Origin of the sequence: Microcoleus sp. N9_A2 (assembly GCF_036701775.1) — a bacterium.
Classification (GTDB): Bacteria; Cyanobacteriota; Cyanobacteriia; order Cyanobacteriales; family Microcoleaceae; genus Microcoleus.
On sequence record NZ_JAUBRH010000016.1, the window covers coordinates 26,031 to 44,928 of the forward strand.

Consider the following 18,898-nt stretch of genomic DNA (forward strand, 5'->3'; position numbering starts at 1 on the left):
TTTTGCAACAATCATTCAGAAGTCTTCTAAATTAAGCCTTCTAGCTTCTGCCTGCCACCCATAGCCAGCCTGCTGCCGAAGCTTTCAAGTCCAAAATGAGAAAAAATCAGGCTTTTGTTAAGTTTTTATAAAAAACATAACAAAAACCTGATACCATCTTATTGAAAGTTTAAGATTCATCATTAATCCCTAGATGACTTTATTGATTTTAGGTGCCACCGGCACTCTCGGCCGCCAAATAGCCCGCCGCGCCCTAGACGAGGGCTACCAGGTGCGCTGTTTAGTCAGAAATTACAGAAAAGCTGCATTTTTGAAAGAATGGGGCGCTGAACTCGTACCGGGGAACCTTTGTCAGCCCGACAGCTTGATTCCTGCACTAGAAGGCGTCACTGCTATCATCGATGCAGCAACAGCCAGCGCGGCAGATTCTGTCAGCATCAAAAGAGTAGACTGGGACGGAAAAGTATCGCTAATCCAAGCAGCAGCAGCAGCAGGCATCAAGCGTTACATATTCTTTTCTTTTCTCGATGCCGAGAAATATCCGCAAGTTCCCTTGTTGGAAATCAAGCGCTGTACGGAGCTTTTCTTAGCAGAATCCGGTCTAGATTACACAATCTTGAGACCTTGCGGCTTTTTGCAAGGACTGGTGAACCTGTACGCCATGCCGATTTTGGATGGTCAGGCAGTCTGGCTGCCCAACAAGCCGTCAGCCCTTGCTTATATGAACACTCAGGACGTGGCAAAGTTTGCCGTCCGAGCTCTTACCGTTCCCGAAACCGAGAAAAAAACCTTTCCGGTGGTGGGAAATCGAGCTTGGGATGCTGAGGAAATTGTGCGGTTGTGCGAGCGGCTTTCTGGGAAGCAAGCCAAAATCACCCGCACGCCAGATGCCTTGTTGCAGGCTACTCGTCAATTTGCTAAGTTCTTTCAGTGGAGTTGGAACGTAGCTGACAGATTGGCTTTTTCAGAAGTTTTAGCAGCCGGAAAACCCTTGAAAGCTCCGATGGATGACGTTTACAGCGTCTTCGGAATCGACCCCAAAGAAACTACTACTTTGGAGTCTTATCTCGAAGAATACTTTAATCTGATTATGAAGAAGCTCAAGGAAATAGAGTACGAGCAGCTTAAGACTAAAAAACGGAGTAAACAAAAAATGCCCTTTACTTTTTAAAGTGCCGAAAGCTGGAATTATATACAACGACGTTAAACCAGTCTCTTGTCGCATCGCCGAAGAGTTGAAAGACAAGCTGACTGCCCGCGGCTGGGAGGTCTGCGCGGTTTCCGGTGCCGGGGGAATTTTGGGCTATTCTAGCCCCGATCGCCCGATGTGCCATACTCCGATCGACCAACTCGTCCCCCCCGGTTTTGACAGCGACATGGAGTTTGCAGTGGTTTTGGGCGGCGACGGTACGGTGCTGTCGGCATTTCGCCAAGTTGCTCCCATCGGAGTGCCGCTGCTGACTGTCAATACCGGTCACATGGGCTTTTTAACAGAAACTTACCTGAACTTGCTCCCGCAAGCTTTGGAAAAGGCGATCGCCGGAGAATACGAAATAGAAGAAAGATCGATGCTGGCGGTGCGGCTGTTTCGAGAAAACGACTGCCTCTGGGAAGCCCTTTGTCTCAATGAAATGGTGCTGCACCGGGAACCGCTGACTTGTATGTGTCATTTTGAAGTGGCGATCGGTCAGCACGCCTCTGTTGACATTGCAGCAGATGGAGTCATCATCGCGACTCCGACAGGATCGACAGCTTACGCCCTTTCTGCGGGTGGCCCTGTCATCATTCCCGGAGTGCCGGTGTTGCAGTTGCTGCCTATTTGCCCGCATTCAATGGCTTCGCGGGCTTTGGTGTTTTCCAACACTGAGCCGGTCAAGATTTTGCCGGCAAGTCCGAACCGCCTGGTAATGGTGGTAGACGGGAACGGCGGATGTTATGTTCTGCCGGAGGATTGGGTGCAAGTCGAGCGAGCTCCGTACCAAGCCCGCTTTATTCGGGTGCAATCTTTTGAGTTTTTCCACATTTTGCGGGAAAAATTGGGCTGGGGCTTGCCTCACATTGCTAAACCGAGTTCCGTTGAGTTGCCTTGATAGTTGTTGGTAATAAGCGGAGTGTAGCGGAGTGCTAAAGTCCCGTCACTTCGGCTACCCTTCGGCTACCCTTCGGCTACGCGGTTCCTGAGCCCTTCGACTACGCTCAGGATAAACTACGTCGAAGGGCAGTGCAAGGATCAGTGCAAGGATCAAGTGCAAGGCTCAGTACGTCGCCTTTTAGGGCGGCTTTTTCTTTGTTTTTGGGCCGGATAAAGCTCGATCGGAATCTCCTACGGCATCCTTAATTCTCGATCAAGATTCCGAACCATCTCCTCGCGGAAGCAGCGTTTACGAGAGAACGGTTCGATTCAGTGGCGACAGATATGACCAAAACGAAGTGCGAAAACCCTGTGCGTCCGCTCCAATAACTTGTTAGTTGGATGGTTACGGGGACTTCGGTTTGACTTCAAATTCCATTTGGGAACCGTAGAAGCAAACATCAAATTCAAGAAAGAAATTCGTCTGCCCCAGAATCAAAGGTGTATTTGGACGCTTCACTCATGCAAAGACTAATTCAGTTGGTGGAAATTCTCCAATTCTGGCGATCGCAGAAAAAGGCATTGCTGGTTGGTTGCCGAGATTACCAGCTAATTGAATAATGGCTTTGCGATCTTCCCACACGCCGCCCAGTTGAAGACCAAGTTCGCAAGGTAGGACATTAACTGTAGCCCCACTATCCACCAAACCGATCGATTCAACTATTCGATCTTCCCGGCGTAATGATAATTACAGTCTTGGTAAACTATCAAACTCATTTTGGGCTGGGCTGGTGGTTGAATACTTAAATCGCATACATCAATTGCTCTGTGTTGATTTTTTGAGGGTTTCCATCAAAACTGCACCCGCCCCAAAGCTATCATAGGTCGTTGGCAAATCATATGTTTTAAATGGTTCCAACGGTGAAATATCCTCAGCCATATCCAAATCCTCAGCCAGAATCCGAATTAGTCTGAGTTTTTCTGTTGCGGAAAGCAATCGTGCGGACGGAAGCACTTCAGCTAGTGTCATTTCATGTACCTCTTTGCGAGAATTCATATTTATAGTTTACTCTACATGAATCAATCTCAAAAAGCTGCCCTGATACGCTAGCTTTTATAAGCTATTGAACTGTGTCAATGGCAGATACGGCATTCGATCGACCATGCCAAGACTGCTGTCAATGATTTTGTAGGGAAATCTCTGAGCGTCAACCATTCTGTTCTTGTTGTTTTGTCGTCAGAAGATTCATTAAAACATTGGCAGCCTCAGAGCAATTGTAAGGCGACCAGACCGGATACTCTCGATCGGCAAAAAAAAAGTTTGTTGCATCTTCTTCTTTGACCAGTTCTGTTGCCAGAAACTGCATCAGCCGAAGCTTGTCAATTTTTGAAAGTTCCTGGATCTGTGACATTAGTTCAGCCAATGGCATTTGAGAATCTCCTCGTTTGAGGTTTGGCGAAAAGATTGGATCTACTAGCTTGTTGCATGGTGCGCGATCGAAGCGTATCTATTTATTCTACCAATTTTCTGATTTGTCAAGCTCTCGATCGAGATTCCGAATCATCTCCAAAGTCAGGCAGCGTTTGCGAGATAGCATTGGTACGCAGGAACATTTTTGGTTTAACATCCCACCCATTACCTATTCGCCATTCCCTAAACCACTGCTGCGATCGAGAAAATCAGTAATCTCCTGATAAAAAGCCTGTCCCTTTCCCCTGCTGCTACTTGCAGTCACCAACAATCTTAAAACTTCCACAAGCGAACTAATCGTAGCATCAAAAATCAATGCAAACAACTGGCTTAAATCGTCTTGGTTTTGTTGCCCGTAGGCTAAAGCATTAATATAATCATTGCGGATTTGGTTGTCAATCACCACAATCGGATAGCCTGCACGGATTAAGAGTAAATTCATTAATAATCTGGCCGTTCGACCATTCCCATCCCGAAAAGGATGGATAGAAACAAAACGATAATGAGCGATACTTACATATTCGACTGGATGGAGCCTTAAAGCAGATTCCGAGTTGAGCCAAAGCGCAAAATCCCCCATTAATTGAGATAGTAAATAATGGGGAGGATAACGATAGTTCGTTCCTGCCGCCATCACATCCAGAGTGCGATAACTACCCGCTTCCTCCGGGTTAATTTTGCGGAGAATAAGATTGTGAATTTGCTTTATTTCCCATTCATTAATCTCCGTATCCCTTTGGGCTAAATTTTCAATATAATCGATCGCCTCCTTATGTCCAATAACTTCTAAATGTTCGTCAAGGGTTTTGCCCCCCACAGTAATGCCCTTCGTTAAAACTAATTCCGTTTCACTTTGGGTTAAAGTATTACCCTCAATGGCATTTGAGTTATAAGTAAAGCGAACATCATAGAGCTTTTTGAGTTCGGCGACGAGGGTGGAATCGAACGGTCTAAACCCATCTAGCCAAGCTTTTAGTTTATCGATTCGTTCTAATTTAAGCCGATAATTCATGATTAAATAGTTGTCGATCGAAGAGGTTAATGAGAATTCCTTTTGTTTACCTAAAATAATTACCTTTTGAATGAATTTCTCGTATAGTTGAGTTTCCATCTTTGAAAATACTCCCCCCTTCCCTAAACTTGATGAATAGAAACCCCTTCGCCTCGATCGAATTCCCCTAAGCTTTGACGAATACCTGCAAGAGTTTCAAGAAGTTCTAACCGATTAAGTAGTTTTTCATAACTTTCCGCATCCTGAAGCACAGCAACCGCTTTACCATTAATGGTGATTACGATTGGTGTTTTATCTGTTTCAAACTGATGAAGCAACTCAGCAGCTTCCTGTTGAAATTGGTTCAGAGGACGGCTATGGGAGAGGTTAAGCATGGTGTTCACTTTTTTTGAGTGTTGTTAACAATTTAGCAAAAATTATTTTTTATTGCCTAAATTATAAATTCACCTCAATCCCCAACTCCTGACAAAATTCCTGAATCAGGCGATCGCTCTCCGACCTTGCCCGATCCTACCAATTTTTTGTAGGTCAAACTCGCGATCGAGCTTCCGAATCATCTCCAAGGTGAGGCAGGGTTTATGAGATAACGGCTAAAGTGAGCGGCGGCAGACAGGTTAGATCACCCACCGATAACCTCTGTTCCGTCCGCACCAACGCAGTGTTAGGCGGGCTTCAACAACTTAACTAAAAACCCAATAGAGCCTTTTGAACTTCCTCCGATGAGACTTCAACTAGATTTTCAGTCGTAACATCTTCGTACTGGTAACTCAACTCAATCTCTCCGTCAACAGCGCTTACAAGCCTCAGTTGGAGGTAGGAAGACTGATTTGACCATACCAGCCCTTCAAGAACACCATAATTGTCTGTAAGTTTATTTTTGTAATAGGGTTTACTCATTTCTGTCTCATCCTATTTGATAGTTGTTGAAATGATTCAAAATCTATTGCTGTAGCACCCGTCCCCTGGTTTGCCAAACCGAGTTCCCTACAAATAATTTTATAAACTTCTTTAGAAAATCCCCCCTTAAAATCCCATTGTCTACCTTCTTCTGCCATTGTTACAATACCTGAGATATTTGGATATCTATAACCAAGTTGATTGTTTACAATATAAGCTGAGAGTTGATTACTATATTTAAATTTTAAAGGACGCAGCTCCTTTAGTAGTAGCAACAACTCAATACGTGCGTCCCTGCGTCGCTTCTCATCTGCCTCCCTGCGTCGCTCCTCATCTGCCTCCCTGCGTCGCTCCTCATCTGCCTCCCTGCGTCGCTCCTCCTCTGCTTCCCTGCGTTGCTCCTCCTCTGCCGCTCTAAGCTGACTCTCTAAGTTATCTCGCTCAACACTTAGTTCATGTTTGCGATCAACTCCAACCAAGTCTATCGTTACAAGGTCAAGGAAACTAGGTTTTGGAGAGCCTATATTTTTCCAGATACTCTCTACTTTTTGGATCAAACCAGATAATTCATTTTTGTAACTTTGAGGGATATTGTCTGCGTTTAGCCAAAGCTTACTAACTTGTTCGCCTTTTTCGGTGGTTTCAATTTCATACCAGAAATTGACTGTTTCAAAAGCTTCGCCAATGTCCAATTTTTGAGCTAATTCAGGATGTTTTTTCTTGATTTTTTTGATATGGAAGAAAACTTTTCCATCAGGATTAAAAAAAGTATGACCGACAAACCCAAATCCTCTATCAGGATTGTAGCCTTTGATACTGCCGAAGTCTATTGTCATAAAGCTAATTCTCTTCACTTACCATAAAGGGGCATGACTACACTATAAACAGGATTTTCCTGCTGACAAAAGAAACTTTCAAGGTAGCCTAACTTATAATTGTATCGCAGTTGCGGTACAATACTGGATAAAATCGAATAATACCGCAGATCGAGGACGTAGGTCAACTCCTTCTTACTCCCCATCAGAATCTCCTTTCCTCGATCGAGTTCGCCGCACAATTCAACTTAAACACTTAAGCCGTCGCACTGAAAAAAGCTATCTTTATTATCTTTGAGATTAGAGTCGATCGCACACTCTCGGCGATCGGTGCATTATGATAAAGCAAGCAGCGATAAATTATCGTCTTCATAAAATAATTCGATCGCGTTAAAATTCTGACGCAGCAAATTTTCAATTTGCAATGTCGAACAGTTTCCAAGACAAAGCCAAATAACTTTCGGTGGATTCCCAAATACTAAGCTCAGATCGTGCATATCCGCGTCTTTCGAGACAATCATCAAATTATTGTCTTTTGCATAATCCCAAACTATTGGGTCGATCGTTGCTTTCATGCCCACATCAAAGGACGTGAAGCTAATTTGGGAAAATATCGCTCAAACGATTCGGCAACTTGGGCGACAAGTTTTCATCAAAAAGTAATTTCATGCGGATAAGGTCGCAGTCATAAACCGACGCTCACGGTCAGCAGCATAAGCTATACAAGCTTTTAAATCTTCTCGTGTCAAATCGGGAAAATCGTCTAGAATTTCTGCTTCGGTCATCTCGGAAGCCAGGTACTCAAGCACTTCATAAACCGTAATTCGCAAGCCGCGTACACAAGGCTTACCACCGCGTTTATTTGCCTCGATCGTGATATGGTTTCGGTAGTTCATAAGAAACACTCGGTAATACCATTTTTCTGTGAAGCTACATAGAATGTATCCTTACCCCATGCGTCTTTGCGAATGTCGTCTAGGGTGATATTTTTTCCTTCCCAGATTCCGGCTAGCTCAAAAAAGGATTGTTCTCGATCGGAGTCATCATCCGTTCTCATGCGATCGAGGTCGCCGTCCCAGGCGAGTTTACCCCGTAGCGCACGTAGGTTCTGTTGGTTTTTCATTTGGATCAGCAGGCTCAGGGCCAATTCGATGACTTCTTGTTGTGCAGTCAGTCCGGTGACTTGGAGCGCATTGGTGATGAGGGAGCTATCGATTTCGATCGTGCTTTTCATAGGTGCTTTTGGGGTGAGTTTTATCGATCGCGCTTTCATCCGATTATAAGCGATCGCCCATCGGCAGCGATCGACATCTAGCGTATCTATTTATTCTACCAATTTTCTGATTTGTCAAGGTCTCGATCGAGATTCCGAATCATCTCCAAAGTCAGGCAGCGTTTGCGAGATAACGGCTAAAGTGGGCGGCGGCAAGTAACACCGAAACGAAGCAACTTCTTCACGCACGAATAACTGTAACGGTTCGCCCCATTGGTGTCAGATGAATTTCAGTATTCAGTCGTTCTTCTAATTCGATCGCATTCTCGCGTCGATCGAATATCACCAACCACCCTTCATCTTGTCCCAATCGAGCAAAATACCCATCTAACTGTTCCAACCCTTTACTCAACGGATCGACTTTCCGAGTTCGCCAAACCTTCAGTTCAATTCCCAATGTTACCTCACCATAACGCAAACATAAATCCATTCTGTCGCGTCCGATCGCATATTCCCGCTCCAATGTTCCCCCACCATTAATCACCCGATGCAGAAACGCCATCAACACTAAATGCGGGGCTATTTCGGGATAAGATGCACTTTTGAGTAACGGTTCGCCATGCTGTAGCCAAAATTCCAGAAAAGTTTTGAGTAACGCTTGCGTGTCTAATTTGCCTTCATGAGTCAACCAACTCGGTGCAATTTGCGGCAGAGAAGCCATTGGGGTTACGGTGAGGACGCGGGGCAACACTTCTCGATAAATTGGATTGGCGATCGTCAATCCACCCTGAACATCCATCTTACACAAACCCAAATCGATTAAAAACTGAATATCATCATTGGGGATATTGCCCAGTTCCAAACCCGCCAACATCGGCTCGATAATGGCTTTGACTCGGTTTTCTCTGAGTCGTTCTGCCAAACTATCCAAATGCGTATCTTGCCGTTGTATTAAAATTTCTTTAGCTGATAAAATATGTTCGGGTGTAATTTCTATAGATTCATCTGCTACTAATTCTTCTACAATTTCCTTAGCTAAAGCATTCACTAACCAAGGTTGTCCCTGAGTCAGTTCAAAAGCTAATGCTACGGCTTCAGGTGTAAAAACTTGTCCGGTATCTTGGGTATGTTGCGCGTAAAGTTCCGCGACTTCTTCTGCATTAAAATCTCTCAGAGTAATTGATCGCACTTTAATATTAAACGGACTAGATGTATGGAGTCGATCGCTTCCCCCCGCAGCCACTTTGTAATCGCGAACATCCCGCAAACCAATTAAACCCACCGATTGCGGAAACGCTTTCGGGCGATTGGGATAACCATCGCGCAGTTGTCGCAGAATAGAAATCAAAGCTTGGTCTTGTAGTGCGTCAATTTCATCGATGAAAACCACCAAAGGACGAGATGAAACTTGTGCCCAAGCTTGTAAAGCAGCCCGAATTTTCTGTCCCGACTGCATCGCTGTCCAGTCAGGCGGTTGTAATTCGGGTGGGAGGCGGACGGAAATATTGTCTCGCCAAGCACCGAGAATCGCCTCTTCTGCACCCGCGATGTCTTGACTGAAGGGTGCGCCCACTTCAACTGACAGCATCACGGCTGTATATTGTCCGCTTTCGGTGAGTTGTTTGGCTAACGCCAGCATAGCGGTGGTTTTCCCCACTTGCCGGGGTGCATGGATGACGAAATAGCTTTGCTGAGCAATCAGTCGCTCTAAATTCGGGAGGCGACGGGTGGCAGGAAGCAGATAGTGGATGTCATCGCGGCATGGGCCAGCAGTATTGAACCAACGCGGCATAGGTCAACTGGGGCGAATGGGGCTGCTCTCAGTTTACTGTACTGTTGTTGGAATGGCGTTCTAGTTGTTAAGCGGGAGTTTGTACCGACTCTTCGGCCCCGATGAAACTCTCTCAGAGCGAAAGTCGTGCTCGATTCTTGATTCATAGAACGGAAGAACCCCAACTGCCAACTGCCAAAGTTTCACTCTTCCACCCGATAGCCCAATTCCGCCAAACGAGTGCGCGACTGCCGCCACTTCGGCTGCACCTTGACAAATAACTCCAAGTATACTTTGCCTTCAATTAACTTTTGAATCTGTTCCCGGGCCGCACTGCCGATCGACTTGAGCATACTGCCGCTTTTACCGATTAAAATACCTTTTTGGGAATCCCGTTCGACGTGAATCGTCGCCAGAATGCGGGTAATTTTCGCTTCTTCTTGAACAATGTCGATCGCAATTGCTACGGAATGCGGTACTTCTTCCCGCGTCAGCAGCAAAATCTGTTCCCGAATCAATTCGCCCATAATAAAGCGTTCCGGCTGGTCAGTCACCAAATCTGGCGGATAATAATAAGGCCCAACCTCCAAATGTTCGATTAACAATTGTTGCAGCGGTTCGACACCTTCGCCCGTGAGAGCCGAGAACTTGACGACTGGCCACTCAGGATTGACAATTTGCTCGTAAGTGCGATCGATCAACACGGAATCCTCCGGTTGTTCGTCCAACTTATTCATCCCCAAAATCACCGGAATTTTGCAATTGCTGAGAATTTCTATAATATATCGATCGCCCCCACCCGATTCCACCGAACCATCCACCACAAACAGCACCACATCCACAGACTGAATCGCAGTGCGCGCATTCTGCACCAAAACCTTACCCAATTGGTGGTGCGGCTTGTGAATTCCGGGAGTATCGACAAAAATAATTTGTGCTTCAGGTGTCGTCAGGATGCCCCGCAGCCTGTTGCGCGTCGTCTGAGACACCGGCGAAGTAATCGCAATTTTCTGCCCCACCAACTGATTCATCAGCGTGGATTTGCCAACATTCGGCCGCCCGATAATACCCACAAAGCCCGATTTGTAACCCGCAGGAGCCGCGGGAACACCCATAATTTCCGATAAGTCTATAATCTTGCTATCTTCCACTAAATTCACCTATTTTCAAGCCCCTTCTCTGCCTATTGTCGCTTGAAAACACTCAAACGCCCATCGATGCACTGTAGCATCTTTCTCGTCCTGGTATAGCGCGTAACACTCAAAGGGCGATCGACCTGCTGGGACAGTGTTAAGATGCGATGTGCGATCGGCAAAACTTGATATCTGAGACAAAATTTGATAAAGTTCCAATGACATCGCTCGAAAATGAATCATTCTGGTAAAACCGACTCCCCAATGCTGTAACAACTTCAGATGTGTAAATATCTAACTCAACTGAAACTTTTCTACAGTTTGTCAGGCCAACCAGTTTTAACATTTTTGAGAATGTTTGGTAATAAATTAGGCAGGTTAAACTCAAACTCAAAAGCTCAATGTCATGAGGCGCTTTTTTCATAAAAGCTACTGTTTTTAGAACCTACCTAAATTAGTGCTAATCGTCATAAAGTTGAGGAGATGAATCGGATGAAATCGAAATTATTTTGGAGTTGCTGCACCGTTTTGGTAGCAAGCTTGCCTGTTTCCGCCTTGGCTCAAACCAGCCCTCCCACCAGCCCTCAAGCAGGTATTGACTACAAGGGTGGCTCGAAGAAATATCAGTTGGTACCGGGCAGAATCCAAGACCGAACCTTGCCTAAAGCCTTTGACTTTCCAATTATTACCAATGTTGGTACTGACACTAGCATCACCTCGGATTTCCTAATTACCGATCAGTTTCGCGCCCCAGCGGGTCGTACAGAATACACCGGAGCTCTCACCGCCTGGGCAGCATCAATCAGAGAATGTCTTGCCAAACAACCGCTGTTGATTCGAGCCAGCACTAAGAACCCGATTCAGATTAATGGTAGAGTAGGCACGATTGTCAGAAATGCAAATAACCGTGCAGTTTGCAAATAAGCCAGCAATATCACAGGGGCTAAATTGACCGTAATTGCTGTAAGGGCGGGTTCACCAATATCTCCCATGCAAGCATCTATACACTAAACCCGTCACCGCAGCGATATTGGGGTCAATCGAGGCCAGTTGATATAACTTCCGCTATCTACAGATAAAAACTAGAGAGTGTTTTTGAACAAAAAGAGCAATAGGTTTTCTATTGCTCTTTTTGTTAGCGAAATTTCAATTAATATCGATTAGGACTCAATACGGTTCACTTAAGACAGATCCCCCTAACCCCCCTTAAAAAGGGGGGGACAAGAATGCCCTCAAAGTCCCCCTTCTTAAGGGGGATTTAGGGGGATCTCCGGGGCATAAATATGTTAAGTGAACCGTATTGGATTAGGAATTCTATGATATCGGCTGAAACGACATCATATAAGAGGTTTGTAGTGAGGAATGCAAGTCCTTAAACTGTGATAAGGACTTGCATTCCTCACTGCAAACGACATAATTACGCAGAAACCAGATTTTTCCCAAAAAATCCCGTGGAACCCGAGGGATATGGATTTTAACACCTGGTTTATCAAAGTTTGTCTGGGTAATTCACGATTTAGTAGCGCAAAATTCATGTGTACTCAGTAAAATTTCCCCATAATCAGGAATCCAAGCTAGCCACTTTTCTTCCGAACATTCACACAACAGCCACGCTTCGTCAAAGCTGAATGCGGTTGGCGGATTGAACAATTTAACCCACATAGAAGGAGCCAATTTTGGTGCAGGTACGGCGCAGCCAAATTTTTCCCAGTCGCGGACACCGGCGAAGCTTCCGGGCGTTGCTTGAGATTGCCAAGTACGAATATCTGTTTGCAGTTGCATAACTACTCCTGTCTAGCTAAGAGTCTGCACCAGGGCGCGGTTGAAACAACGCAGAGCGAAGGCGCAGATAAACTTTGATTATGTAGTCTATGTTACGGAATTATCTAGGCAAATGTGTAGCCTTGTAGCAAAAATTTACAATCGAGAGGAAAACACAGGCTCAAAGCTGAAAAGGTCGCTCGGCTATTGTTGCGATCGGTAGCGATCGATTACGATCGTAAAAACATCGGATTCATAGCAACCGCACCCGACGCTTAGGAGGTTCTTAATTCCTTCTTCCCTCTTCCCTCTTCCTTTGGTCAACTGTCAACTGTCAACATGAACCAAACTGCCAAATCTCAGTGGAAAACTCTGGACCGCTTTGTAGAAATCAACTCTCATTGGGTAAAACTAATCGCCGAACATCTCGAAACGACCGAAGGGCAAACAGTAGAATATTGGCGAGTAGAAAGAGCTGATTCAGTTGTAATCTTGACCATTCAAGCTGACAAATTGCTGTTTCCCCCACCGATGTATCGCCCCGGCGTGGCAGAAGCAACCCTGGATTTTCCCGGCGGTCGCGTACCAGCCCAATCCACGCCAGCAGCGGCTGTTCCAGCTATACTCAAGAAAGAACTAGGCGTGACAGAAAGCGCGATCGCCCGCATGGAACCCATTAACACCGTCGGCTGGGCAATAAACAGTTCCTTCTCCAATCAAAAACTCTACGGTTTTGTTGCAGAATTGCACCCTACAGCAACAGTCAACCCCGAACTTATCGGTGCTGAATATCCTGTCACCCCAGACGGAATTCGCGACTTGCTTAAAAAATTAACTTGCCTCCAATGTCGAGCATTACTGCTAGAATGGCAAAATCAAGTTGATTTTAAATTTTAGATTTTAGAATTGGCAATTGTCCCCCGCTGCTCGCTGATTTGAATTTTAGGACTTACGCTCATAAACCCGGTTTCTCTGCCAAATCTTGGGTAAAGCAGCAAATTATCTAAGAAAAAAACCTGGTTTCTAGCCCCTTGTCTGTAAGTCCTAAAATTCCTGAAAACCCAAATCACCGGAGCTAATCATGCCTCTCAATAATGAAGTTGCTGTCGAATGCCTCGACGTTACATATCGTCTCAACCGCAGGCATTTAGTAGACAAACTCAATTTCAAAGTGCTGCAAGGAGAAGTTTTAGTATTGCTGGGACGCAGCGGTAGTGGCAAAACTACTACCATGAAATTGATTAACAATTTACTGACGCCAAGCAGCGGCGAAGTTCTTGTCATGGGAAAACCAACAACTCAGTGGAACCCAATTCAACTACGCAGAAAAATTGGCTATGTGATTCAAGAAATCGGTTTATTTCCCCATTTTACCGTCGAGCAAAACGTCGGTTTAGTGCCGAAATTGGAAGGTTGGGAGGGCGATCGTATTCAATCTCGCGTCCGGCAACTGTTAGAATTAGTCAACCTCGACCCCCAGCATTTCGCCAAACGCTATCCCCATCAGTTATCCGGCGGACAGCGGCAGCGGGTAGGCGTCGCTAGAGCACTGGCGGCTGACCCTCCGATATTGTTAATGGACGAACCGTTTGGTGCTTTAGACCCCATTACTCGTCTGGAATTGCAGCGAGAATTCGGTCAATTGCAGCAGCAACTGGGTAAAACTGTGATTTTTGTAACTCACGGCATTCAAGAAGCTTTTTTGTTAGCTTCTAAAATTGGTTTAATGCAGGATGGACGATTGGTTGAATTGGGTTCGCCGGATGATTTTTTAAAATCTCAGCATCCAGAAGCTCGCGCATTTCTTGAATGTTTGCAAGTAGCTAAATTTGAATAATTTAGCAAAAATTTGATAATATAGTTTTAGTAACTAAGCTGATAATCAAACGATGCACAGTCTTTACGAGACAGACTTCTATGCTTGGACGCAAGAACAAGCCAAGTTACTTCGCAAGTGTCAGTGGAGTCAACTTGACTTGCCAAATTTAATTGAGGAGATTGAATCTTTGGGCAAACAGGAACGTCAAGAAATTAGAAATCGTTTGAGCATTTTGCTGGGACATTTGCTGAAGTGGCAATATCAGCCCCAGCAGCGGAGTCGTAGCTGGCTGTCTACAATTCGAGTGCAGCGGCGGGACACTCAGAGACTGATACAAGATAACCCAAGTCTGAAACCTTACTTGCAAGAAGCTTTCCAAGAAGCTTATCAAAACGGTAGAGATTTGGCAGTAGGAGAAACCGATTTACCTCTCAAAACATTTCCTCAAAATTGCCTTTACAGCTTAGAGGAAATTCTGGATTCTCGCTTCTATCCTGGTGAACCAAGTCCTGAAATGGAAAATGATTTATAAGATTGACAGCAATCAGTAATAACCAATTACCCAATGATCAATTTTATCAACCGCTATGGCGCTGAGATAATTCAGCGCGCCAGTGAACACTTATATTTAGTAACTGTTGCAATTTTTATCGCTATTATTGTGGGGATGCCCCTAGGAATTTTAGTCACCAGAAAACCCAAATTGAAAAAGCCAATTTTGGGATTTGCTAATATTATGCAAACAATTCCCAGTTTAGCTTTGTTTGGCTTGCTAATCCCGGTGCCAGTAGTGGGTGGAATAGGTGATCGCACTGCAATCATCGCCCTCACTCTGTATTCTTTACTGCCAATTATCCGCAATACTTATACTGGTATTGTCGGCATCGATCCAGCGATTACGGAAGCCGGAAGAGGCATGGGAATGACTGATATACAACTGTTATGGCAAGTGGAAATTCCCCTGGCACTGAGCGTAATTCTGGCGGGCGTGCGAGTTGCAGCAGTAATTGCGATCGGACTCGCTACAATCGCCGCTGCAATTGGCGCGGGTGGCTTGGGGGTGTTTATTTTTCGCGGCGTTGCTACCGTCAACAATCAGTTACTTTTGGCTGGGGCAATTCCGGCGGCTTTAATGGCCTTAGCTGCGGATTTTGGATTGGGTTTTGTAGAAGCGCGCCTCTCGAAAAGTACCTTAAAAACTATTAATGAGGACTAAAATCCTGGCTACCTTCCGTCAGCGTTGTCACTCTCTGCGAACCAGAAGCATTCGCAGGATTTGCTATCAGATTGCGGATTTCATTTGAGCGTTCAAGGTACTCTCGATCGCTCAAAACAGCTTGGCTTCCCTCCAGCGAAATAGCATCTGCCAAATCGATCCAAGAACGGCAACCGCCGTATTCAGGAATGTAGGGAATTTCGCGGCTTTCTGCAAGGCGATAAGTCCGCAGCAATAAAATATAAATTGGCTGAGTTTGTTTCCATTTCAGGCGATCGCTAACAAATTCTTCATTCCAAATATGATAAGGAAACAGCGCAGTAATGGCTGGTTCCCAAGCTACCAAAAAAACATCGGTAATCTCCGCCCAACTGCCAATTCTAATAACTTCAGGATGCCAGCCAGATTCGACAGTTTTTACTTGATCTGCAAACTCCGGTTTTAATAAATCCGGCTGTTGGTGTTCAAAAGTTGGATACAGCAAAACCTGTTTGTCACCAACATTAAACTGTCCGGCTTGCTCGCGAATTCCCCCCTTCCGCAACAGCACAATCGTTTGACCTTGTTCCAAAGCATTAACTGCTACATTCCATTCTTTCAGCGCCCTAGTAGTTGATTTCATAAAAATTTAGTTGGGTTTTAACAATAGTAACAAAAATCGGTACTTTCAAGCAAGTACAGCCACTTTTTTCTGTTAAAATTGGCGTCGTCCTGACTATGCAGGACTACCAGCTTTTTTACGTCAGTTTTCACCAACCACTACCAAGATGGTTGATGTAATACTTGCTACTGCGCTTGATTTAGTCAATATTAAGCACTTTAAAAACTGGTTTACAAGCTGCTGCTACTGTAGTTCATGAGCCTGGAATCCGCTGTATTTTAACTATTTTCTCACGAAACTCAATCGAATAAGCTTTCATTTTTTTCGCTAATCTACTCAATACAGTGTATCATATATACATGGAATCTGCTGTATAAAAGAACAATTGAAATGGTTAGATTTGATAATATAGAATAGTTGAGAGATGCGGTGCAAAAAGAATTAGAAAAGTTAACAAATGAAGTCATTGCTTCTTTGACGGGATATCCGTTCATTTTAGAGGCTATATCTGTAGCCGAACTTTAGGAAATTGGTATAACATAGATTTTTTTTGCAAGAGGTCTATTGCTCTGGAAGCTAGTTTGCGACTAGCCTAGAAATGATTAACGGACTGCCTTCCATTATGGAAGGCCCGAAAATAAGCCGGACGGGCGGGACGCCCATCCCACAAAAAAAATCAAAATCATCCCGCTATTATGCAGCGCGTAGTCCTGACTAACTTTATTGCTAAATTCTCACTGCAAAAGATGCTGCTAATTCCCGTTCTGGTTCCATACCAACTGTAGGTGGCATGGAACGATTTGCTACTTGCTCGATCAATTGTAATTGCTGCGGCAGCATTTTAGTTAAACTGTAGCGTTCTAGAGCGGTTTGACGGGCTTTGACGCGAATTTCTGCCATGCGGGTAGGATGGTCTAAAACTTCGTCAATGCGATCGGCTACTTGTTTCGGCGAGAAGTAATCGACGATTAAACCGTTCTCTCCGTCGCGGATAACTTCTCTCACGGGCCCGGTGTCGGAACCGATTACTAAACATCCTGCCGATAAAGATTCAATCATCGACCAAGATAGCACGAAAGGTCTGGTTAAATAAACGTGTACGTCCGATGCTTGAATTACTTTTAAATACAGTCCGTAAGGTAGCGGCCCAACAAAGTGAACTCGCGACATATCTAGCGGCACTTTTTTGAGCATATGGTCTTTGTAAGACTCGCCATTTGGTAACGAACGGCCGTAACAAACTCTGTCTGAACCAACAACAACTACGTGACAGTTGGGGCGGCGTTCTTGCACGTAGGCGATCGACTCAATGAACTCTGGAAAGCCCCGATAAGGTTCCATTCCCCGCGATACATAGGTAACAATTTCATCAACGCCGGACAAATCTAAGTTGGGTAAAATTAGTTTAGCGCCTGGATCGGGTTTGAAGTAATCTGTATCTACGCCGTCGTGGAGTACGGACAATTTTTGCTGCAATTCTGGGGGAAATTGCGATCGCTGCCAGTATGTAGGCGACAAACCCCAATCGCAAGAGTATAAATCGATCAAAATCGGCGCATTTTTGATTCTAATTCTCGCCATGTCGTCAACTGTTAAAGGTTCCGCCGGATCAAAATCTGCGTCGGAACCAATAGAGTGATAAAACCACTCGAAATAACACAAAAGCGGCGTATTTGGAAAAGCTTCTTTGACAAACAGTGTCGGCCCCCAACCGGAATGTCCGCAAATAATATCGGGTACAAAACCGTCTGCTTTGAGTTGTTCTGCCATTCTAAATACAGCTTGTCCGTAGATGACTGCACTTTCTAAAGGGCGGACGTATTGGTGAGTCTGCGGGTTGGGTTCGCGGCTGGGGGTAAATGCTGCTTTGCGAACGCCGGGAATGTTCCATTCGGGACGCTCGTTTTTAGTGCCGAAAACAATCTGATTTTTGGGATCTGCGCCTAAAGCCGTGATTATGTGGCGGTACTGGGCGGGGAAGTTTGGGTGAAGAAATAATGCTTTCATTGACTGTTGTCTGTTGACTGTTGACTGTTGACTGTTGACTGTTGGCTGTTGGCTGTTAACTGTTGACTGTTAACTGTTGACTGTTGTCTGTTGACTGTTGACTGTTGACTGTTGAATGTTGTCTGTTGGTGATTCGTTAACTCTTACCAATAACAACTAACTAATGACTGATGACTCCTAACTGATGACTACCAAGAGGGCCCGCACGGGGGCACCGCCCCTACCAACTGACTCCTAACTAATGACTAATGACTAATGACTATTGACTCCTAACTACTGACTGGCGCTTTGCAGATCCAGACGCAATCTCGCGGGACAGATTCGGTGTTTTTCAGGATGATTTCATAGTTTAAATGGTTGAGAAATTTTTCCATAATTGTATCAGTCATTACTGAGAATGCAGTGCCATCTCTGCGTCCCAATAAGTTTTTATCCCACTCGCTGGCGAATTTTTCCCAACCTAAATCGCTGAGAATATTGCCGTGGTGAAAGACGCAAAGACGATCGCCCCGCAGCAGTTTGGGAATGCGTGTTAGGTAGTTGAATATGTCTACGGGTTCTACGTGTACCATTGTATCGTAGCAAAAGCAGACATCGGCTGCACCGGGGGTGATGCCGTCTAATGTTAAACCGTCGAGTTTGACGTAGGAAACGCGATCGTCTCCCAAGCGCGATCGGGCGGCTTGCAGCATTTGACTGGAAATGTCGGCGCAAATTAGGCGATCGCAATATTTCAGCAGCAGGGAACCAGTTTTTCCGCCACCGATACCAATTTCTAAAACCCGATGTTCTTTTTTGATGTACGGTGCAATAAATTGCTGTTCGATCAGCGCTTCGTATTCGGTTAAGGAGTTGGCGGCACCTGCAGCTTTACCTATCCATTCGTCGCCAATATGGGCAAGTTCGGCATTAGTTTTTTGCCACTGTTGGGCGTAACTATCCCATGCGGTTTCATAATCTACTCTTGGGCGATCGGTCATTTTTTCATCATTCATTTTTGATTGTTTTATAGTATAGATGTCTGGATTTTCAATATGTTCCGCAAGTCTTCATTTCTCATTCCCTGTGCTACCAATTATATCAAATCCGGTCTTCATTGGAATGATTCATC

Annotated in this window: 24 protein-coding genes; 7 read left to right on the plus strand and 17 right to left on the minus strand. The window is 45.0% G+C overall.

Annotation, left to right across the window (positions count from 1 at the left end; all coding sequences use genetic code 11):
- Positions 1-193: 193 nt before the first annotated feature.
- Together QUA44_RS12525 and QUA44_RS12530 are read left to right on the plus strand one after the other, a co-directional pair.
- The gene (locus QUA44_RS12525; protein WP_333251649.1) at positions 194-1,171 is read left to right on the plus strand and encodes an NmrA family NAD(P)-binding protein; all 978 of its coding nucleotides are present in this window, start codon (positions 194-196) and stop codon (positions 1,169-1,171) included.
- Between the two features lies 1 nt (position 1,172).
- Entirely contained in the window at positions 1,173-2,090 is a 918-nt protein-coding gene (locus QUA44_RS12530) for an NAD(+) kinase (protein ID WP_333251648.1), read from the plus strand.
- A gap of 501 nt (positions 2,091-2,591) precedes the next feature.
- Here QUA44_RS12530 and QUA44_RS12535 read toward each other — a convergent pair.
- The 13 genes from QUA44_RS12535 to QUA44_RS12595 all read right to left on the minus strand — a co-directional run bounded on the left by QUA44_RS12535 (position 2,592) and on the right by QUA44_RS12595 (position 10,626).
- Positions 2,592-2,774: a hypothetical protein gene (locus tag QUA44_RS12535; RefSeq protein ID WP_333309698.1), complete on the minus strand. Its 183-nt coding sequence runs from the start codon at positions 2,772-2,774 to the stop codon at positions 2,592-2,594.
- Positions 2,775-2,888: 114 nt separating this feature from the next.
- Positions 2,889-3,101: a hypothetical protein gene (locus tag QUA44_RS12540; RefSeq protein WP_333251646.1), complete on the minus strand. Its 213-nt coding sequence runs from the start codon at positions 3,099-3,101 to the stop codon at positions 2,889-2,891.
- A gap of 178 nt (positions 3,102-3,279) precedes the next feature.
- Positions 3,280-3,501 carry a hypothetical protein gene (locus QUA44_RS12545; protein WP_333251645.1) on the minus strand — a complete coding sequence of 74 codons (222 nt, stop codon included), beginning with the start codon at positions 3,499-3,501 and terminating at the stop codon, positions 3,280-3,282.
- 210 nt (positions 3,502-3,711) lie between these two features.
- A complete protein-coding gene (locus tag QUA44_RS12550; RefSeq protein WP_333251644.1) occupies positions 3,712-4,653 on the minus strand; it encodes a Fic family protein in 942 nt (313 codons plus the stop codon).
- Between the two features lie 23 nt (positions 4,654-4,676).
- A complete protein-coding gene (locus tag QUA44_RS12555; protein WP_333251675.1) occupies positions 4,677-4,928 on the minus strand; it encodes a type II toxin-antitoxin system Phd/YefM family antitoxin in 252 nt (83 codons plus the stop codon).
- A gap of 310 nt (positions 4,929-5,238) precedes the next feature.
- Positions 5,239-5,451, minus strand: coding sequence for a hypothetical protein (locus QUA44_RS12560; protein WP_333251643.1), 213 nt, complete (start codon positions 5,449-5,451; stop codon positions 5,239-5,241).
- Complete coding sequence (locus QUA44_RS12565) at positions 5,448-6,287, minus strand: hypothetical protein (RefSeq protein ID WP_333251642.1); 840 nt, start codon at positions 6,285-6,287, stop codon at positions 5,448-5,450. Before QUA44_RS12565 ends, QUA44_RS12560 begins: the two co-directional genes overlap by 4 nt.
- Before the next feature lie 314 nt (positions 6,288-6,601).
- Positions 6,602-6,841 (minus strand): DUF5615 family PIN-like protein, encoded by a 240-nt coding sequence (locus tag QUA44_RS12570; protein ID WP_333251640.1) that lies wholly within the window; start codon positions 6,839-6,841, stop codon positions 6,602-6,604.
- 90 nt (positions 6,842-6,931) lie between these two features.
- Entirely contained in the window at positions 6,932-7,162 is a 231-nt protein-coding gene (locus tag QUA44_RS12575; protein ID WP_006634608.1) for a DUF433 domain-containing protein, read from the minus strand.
- Positions 7,159-7,500 carry a type II toxin-antitoxin system VapB family antitoxin gene (locus QUA44_RS12580; RefSeq protein WP_333251639.1) on the minus strand — a complete coding sequence of 114 codons (342 nt, stop codon included), beginning with the start codon at positions 7,498-7,500 and terminating at the stop codon, positions 7,159-7,161. Before QUA44_RS12580 ends, QUA44_RS12575 begins: the two co-directional genes overlap by 4 nt.
- A gap of 220 nt (positions 7,501-7,720) precedes the next feature.
- Positions 7,721-9,271 carry an ATP-binding protein gene (locus tag QUA44_RS12585; protein WP_333251638.1) on the minus strand — a complete coding sequence of 517 codons (1,551 nt, stop codon included), beginning with the start codon at positions 9,269-9,271 and terminating at the stop codon, positions 7,721-7,723.
- A 182-nt stretch (positions 9,272-9,453) separates the two neighbouring features.
- Positions 9,454-10,365: a GTPase Era gene (era, locus tag QUA44_RS12590; protein ID WP_228042427.1), complete on the minus strand. Its 912-nt coding sequence runs from the start codon at positions 10,363-10,365 to the stop codon at positions 9,454-9,456.
- Positions 10,366-10,416: 51 nt separating this feature from the next.
- The gene (locus QUA44_RS12595; protein ID WP_333251637.1) at positions 10,417-10,626 is read right to left on the minus strand and encodes a hypothetical protein; all 210 of its coding nucleotides are present in this window, start codon (positions 10,624-10,626) and stop codon (positions 10,417-10,419) included.
- A gap of 249 nt (positions 10,627-10,875) precedes the next feature.
- Here QUA44_RS12595 and QUA44_RS12600 point away from each other — a divergent pair, with 249 nt between their 5' ends.
- Positions 10,876-11,307, plus strand: coding sequence for a hypothetical protein (locus tag QUA44_RS12600; RefSeq protein ID WP_333251636.1), 432 nt, complete (start codon positions 10,876-10,878; stop codon positions 11,305-11,307).
- A gap of 585 nt (positions 11,308-11,892) precedes the next feature.
- Here the strand turns inward: QUA44_RS12600 and QUA44_RS12605 are convergent.
- Positions 11,893-12,165, minus strand: a complete 273-nt coding sequence (locus QUA44_RS12605; RefSeq protein WP_333251635.1) for a hypothetical protein — start codon at positions 12,163-12,165, stop codon at positions 11,893-11,895.
- Positions 12,166-12,483: 318 nt separating this feature from the next.
- Between QUA44_RS12605 and QUA44_RS12610 the strand changes: the two genes are divergently transcribed.
- The 4 genes from QUA44_RS12610 (at position 12,484) to QUA44_RS12625 (ending at position 15,179) form a co-directional block, all read left to right on the plus strand.
- Complete coding sequence (locus QUA44_RS12610; RefSeq protein WP_333251634.1) at positions 12,484-13,041, plus strand: NUDIX hydrolase; 558 nt, start codon at positions 12,484-12,486, stop codon at positions 13,039-13,041.
- 184 nt (positions 13,042-13,225) lie between these two features.
- Positions 13,226-13,981 (plus strand): ATP-binding cassette domain-containing protein, encoded by a 756-nt coding sequence (locus tag QUA44_RS12615; protein WP_333251633.1) that lies wholly within the window; start codon positions 13,226-13,228, stop codon positions 13,979-13,981.
- 52 nt (positions 13,982-14,033) lie between these two features.
- On the plus strand, positions 14,034-14,495 hold the full coding sequence (locus tag QUA44_RS12620; protein ID WP_333251632.1) for a DUF29 domain-containing protein: 462 nt from the start codon (positions 14,034-14,036) through the stop codon (positions 14,493-14,495).
- Between the two features lie 33 nt (positions 14,496-14,528).
- Positions 14,529-15,179 (plus strand): ABC transporter permease, encoded by a 651-nt coding sequence (locus tag QUA44_RS12625; RefSeq protein ID WP_333251631.1) that lies wholly within the window; start codon positions 14,529-14,531, stop codon positions 15,177-15,179.
- Here the strand turns inward: QUA44_RS12625 and QUA44_RS12630 are convergent.
- The 3 genes from QUA44_RS12630 to QUA44_RS12640 all read right to left on the minus strand — a co-directional run bounded on the left by QUA44_RS12630 (position 15,166) and on the right by QUA44_RS12640 (position 18,782).
- On the minus strand, positions 15,166-15,801 hold the full coding sequence (locus QUA44_RS12630; protein ID WP_333251630.1) for a DUF1802 family protein: 636 nt from the start codon (positions 15,799-15,801) through the stop codon (positions 15,166-15,168). The genes QUA44_RS12625 and QUA44_RS12630 overlap by 14 nt on opposite strands.
- A gap of 705 nt (positions 15,802-16,506) precedes the next feature.
- Positions 16,507-17,787: a glycosyltransferase family 4 protein gene (locus tag QUA44_RS12635; RefSeq protein WP_333251629.1), complete on the minus strand. Its 1,281-nt coding sequence runs from the start codon at positions 17,785-17,787 to the stop codon at positions 16,507-16,509.
- Positions 17,788-18,056: 269 nt separating this feature from the next.
- Positions 18,057-18,782 (minus strand): class I SAM-dependent methyltransferase, encoded by a 726-nt coding sequence (locus QUA44_RS12640; RefSeq protein WP_333251628.1) that lies wholly within the window; start codon positions 18,780-18,782, stop codon positions 18,057-18,059.
- Between the last annotated feature and the right edge of the window lie 116 nt (positions 18,783-18,898).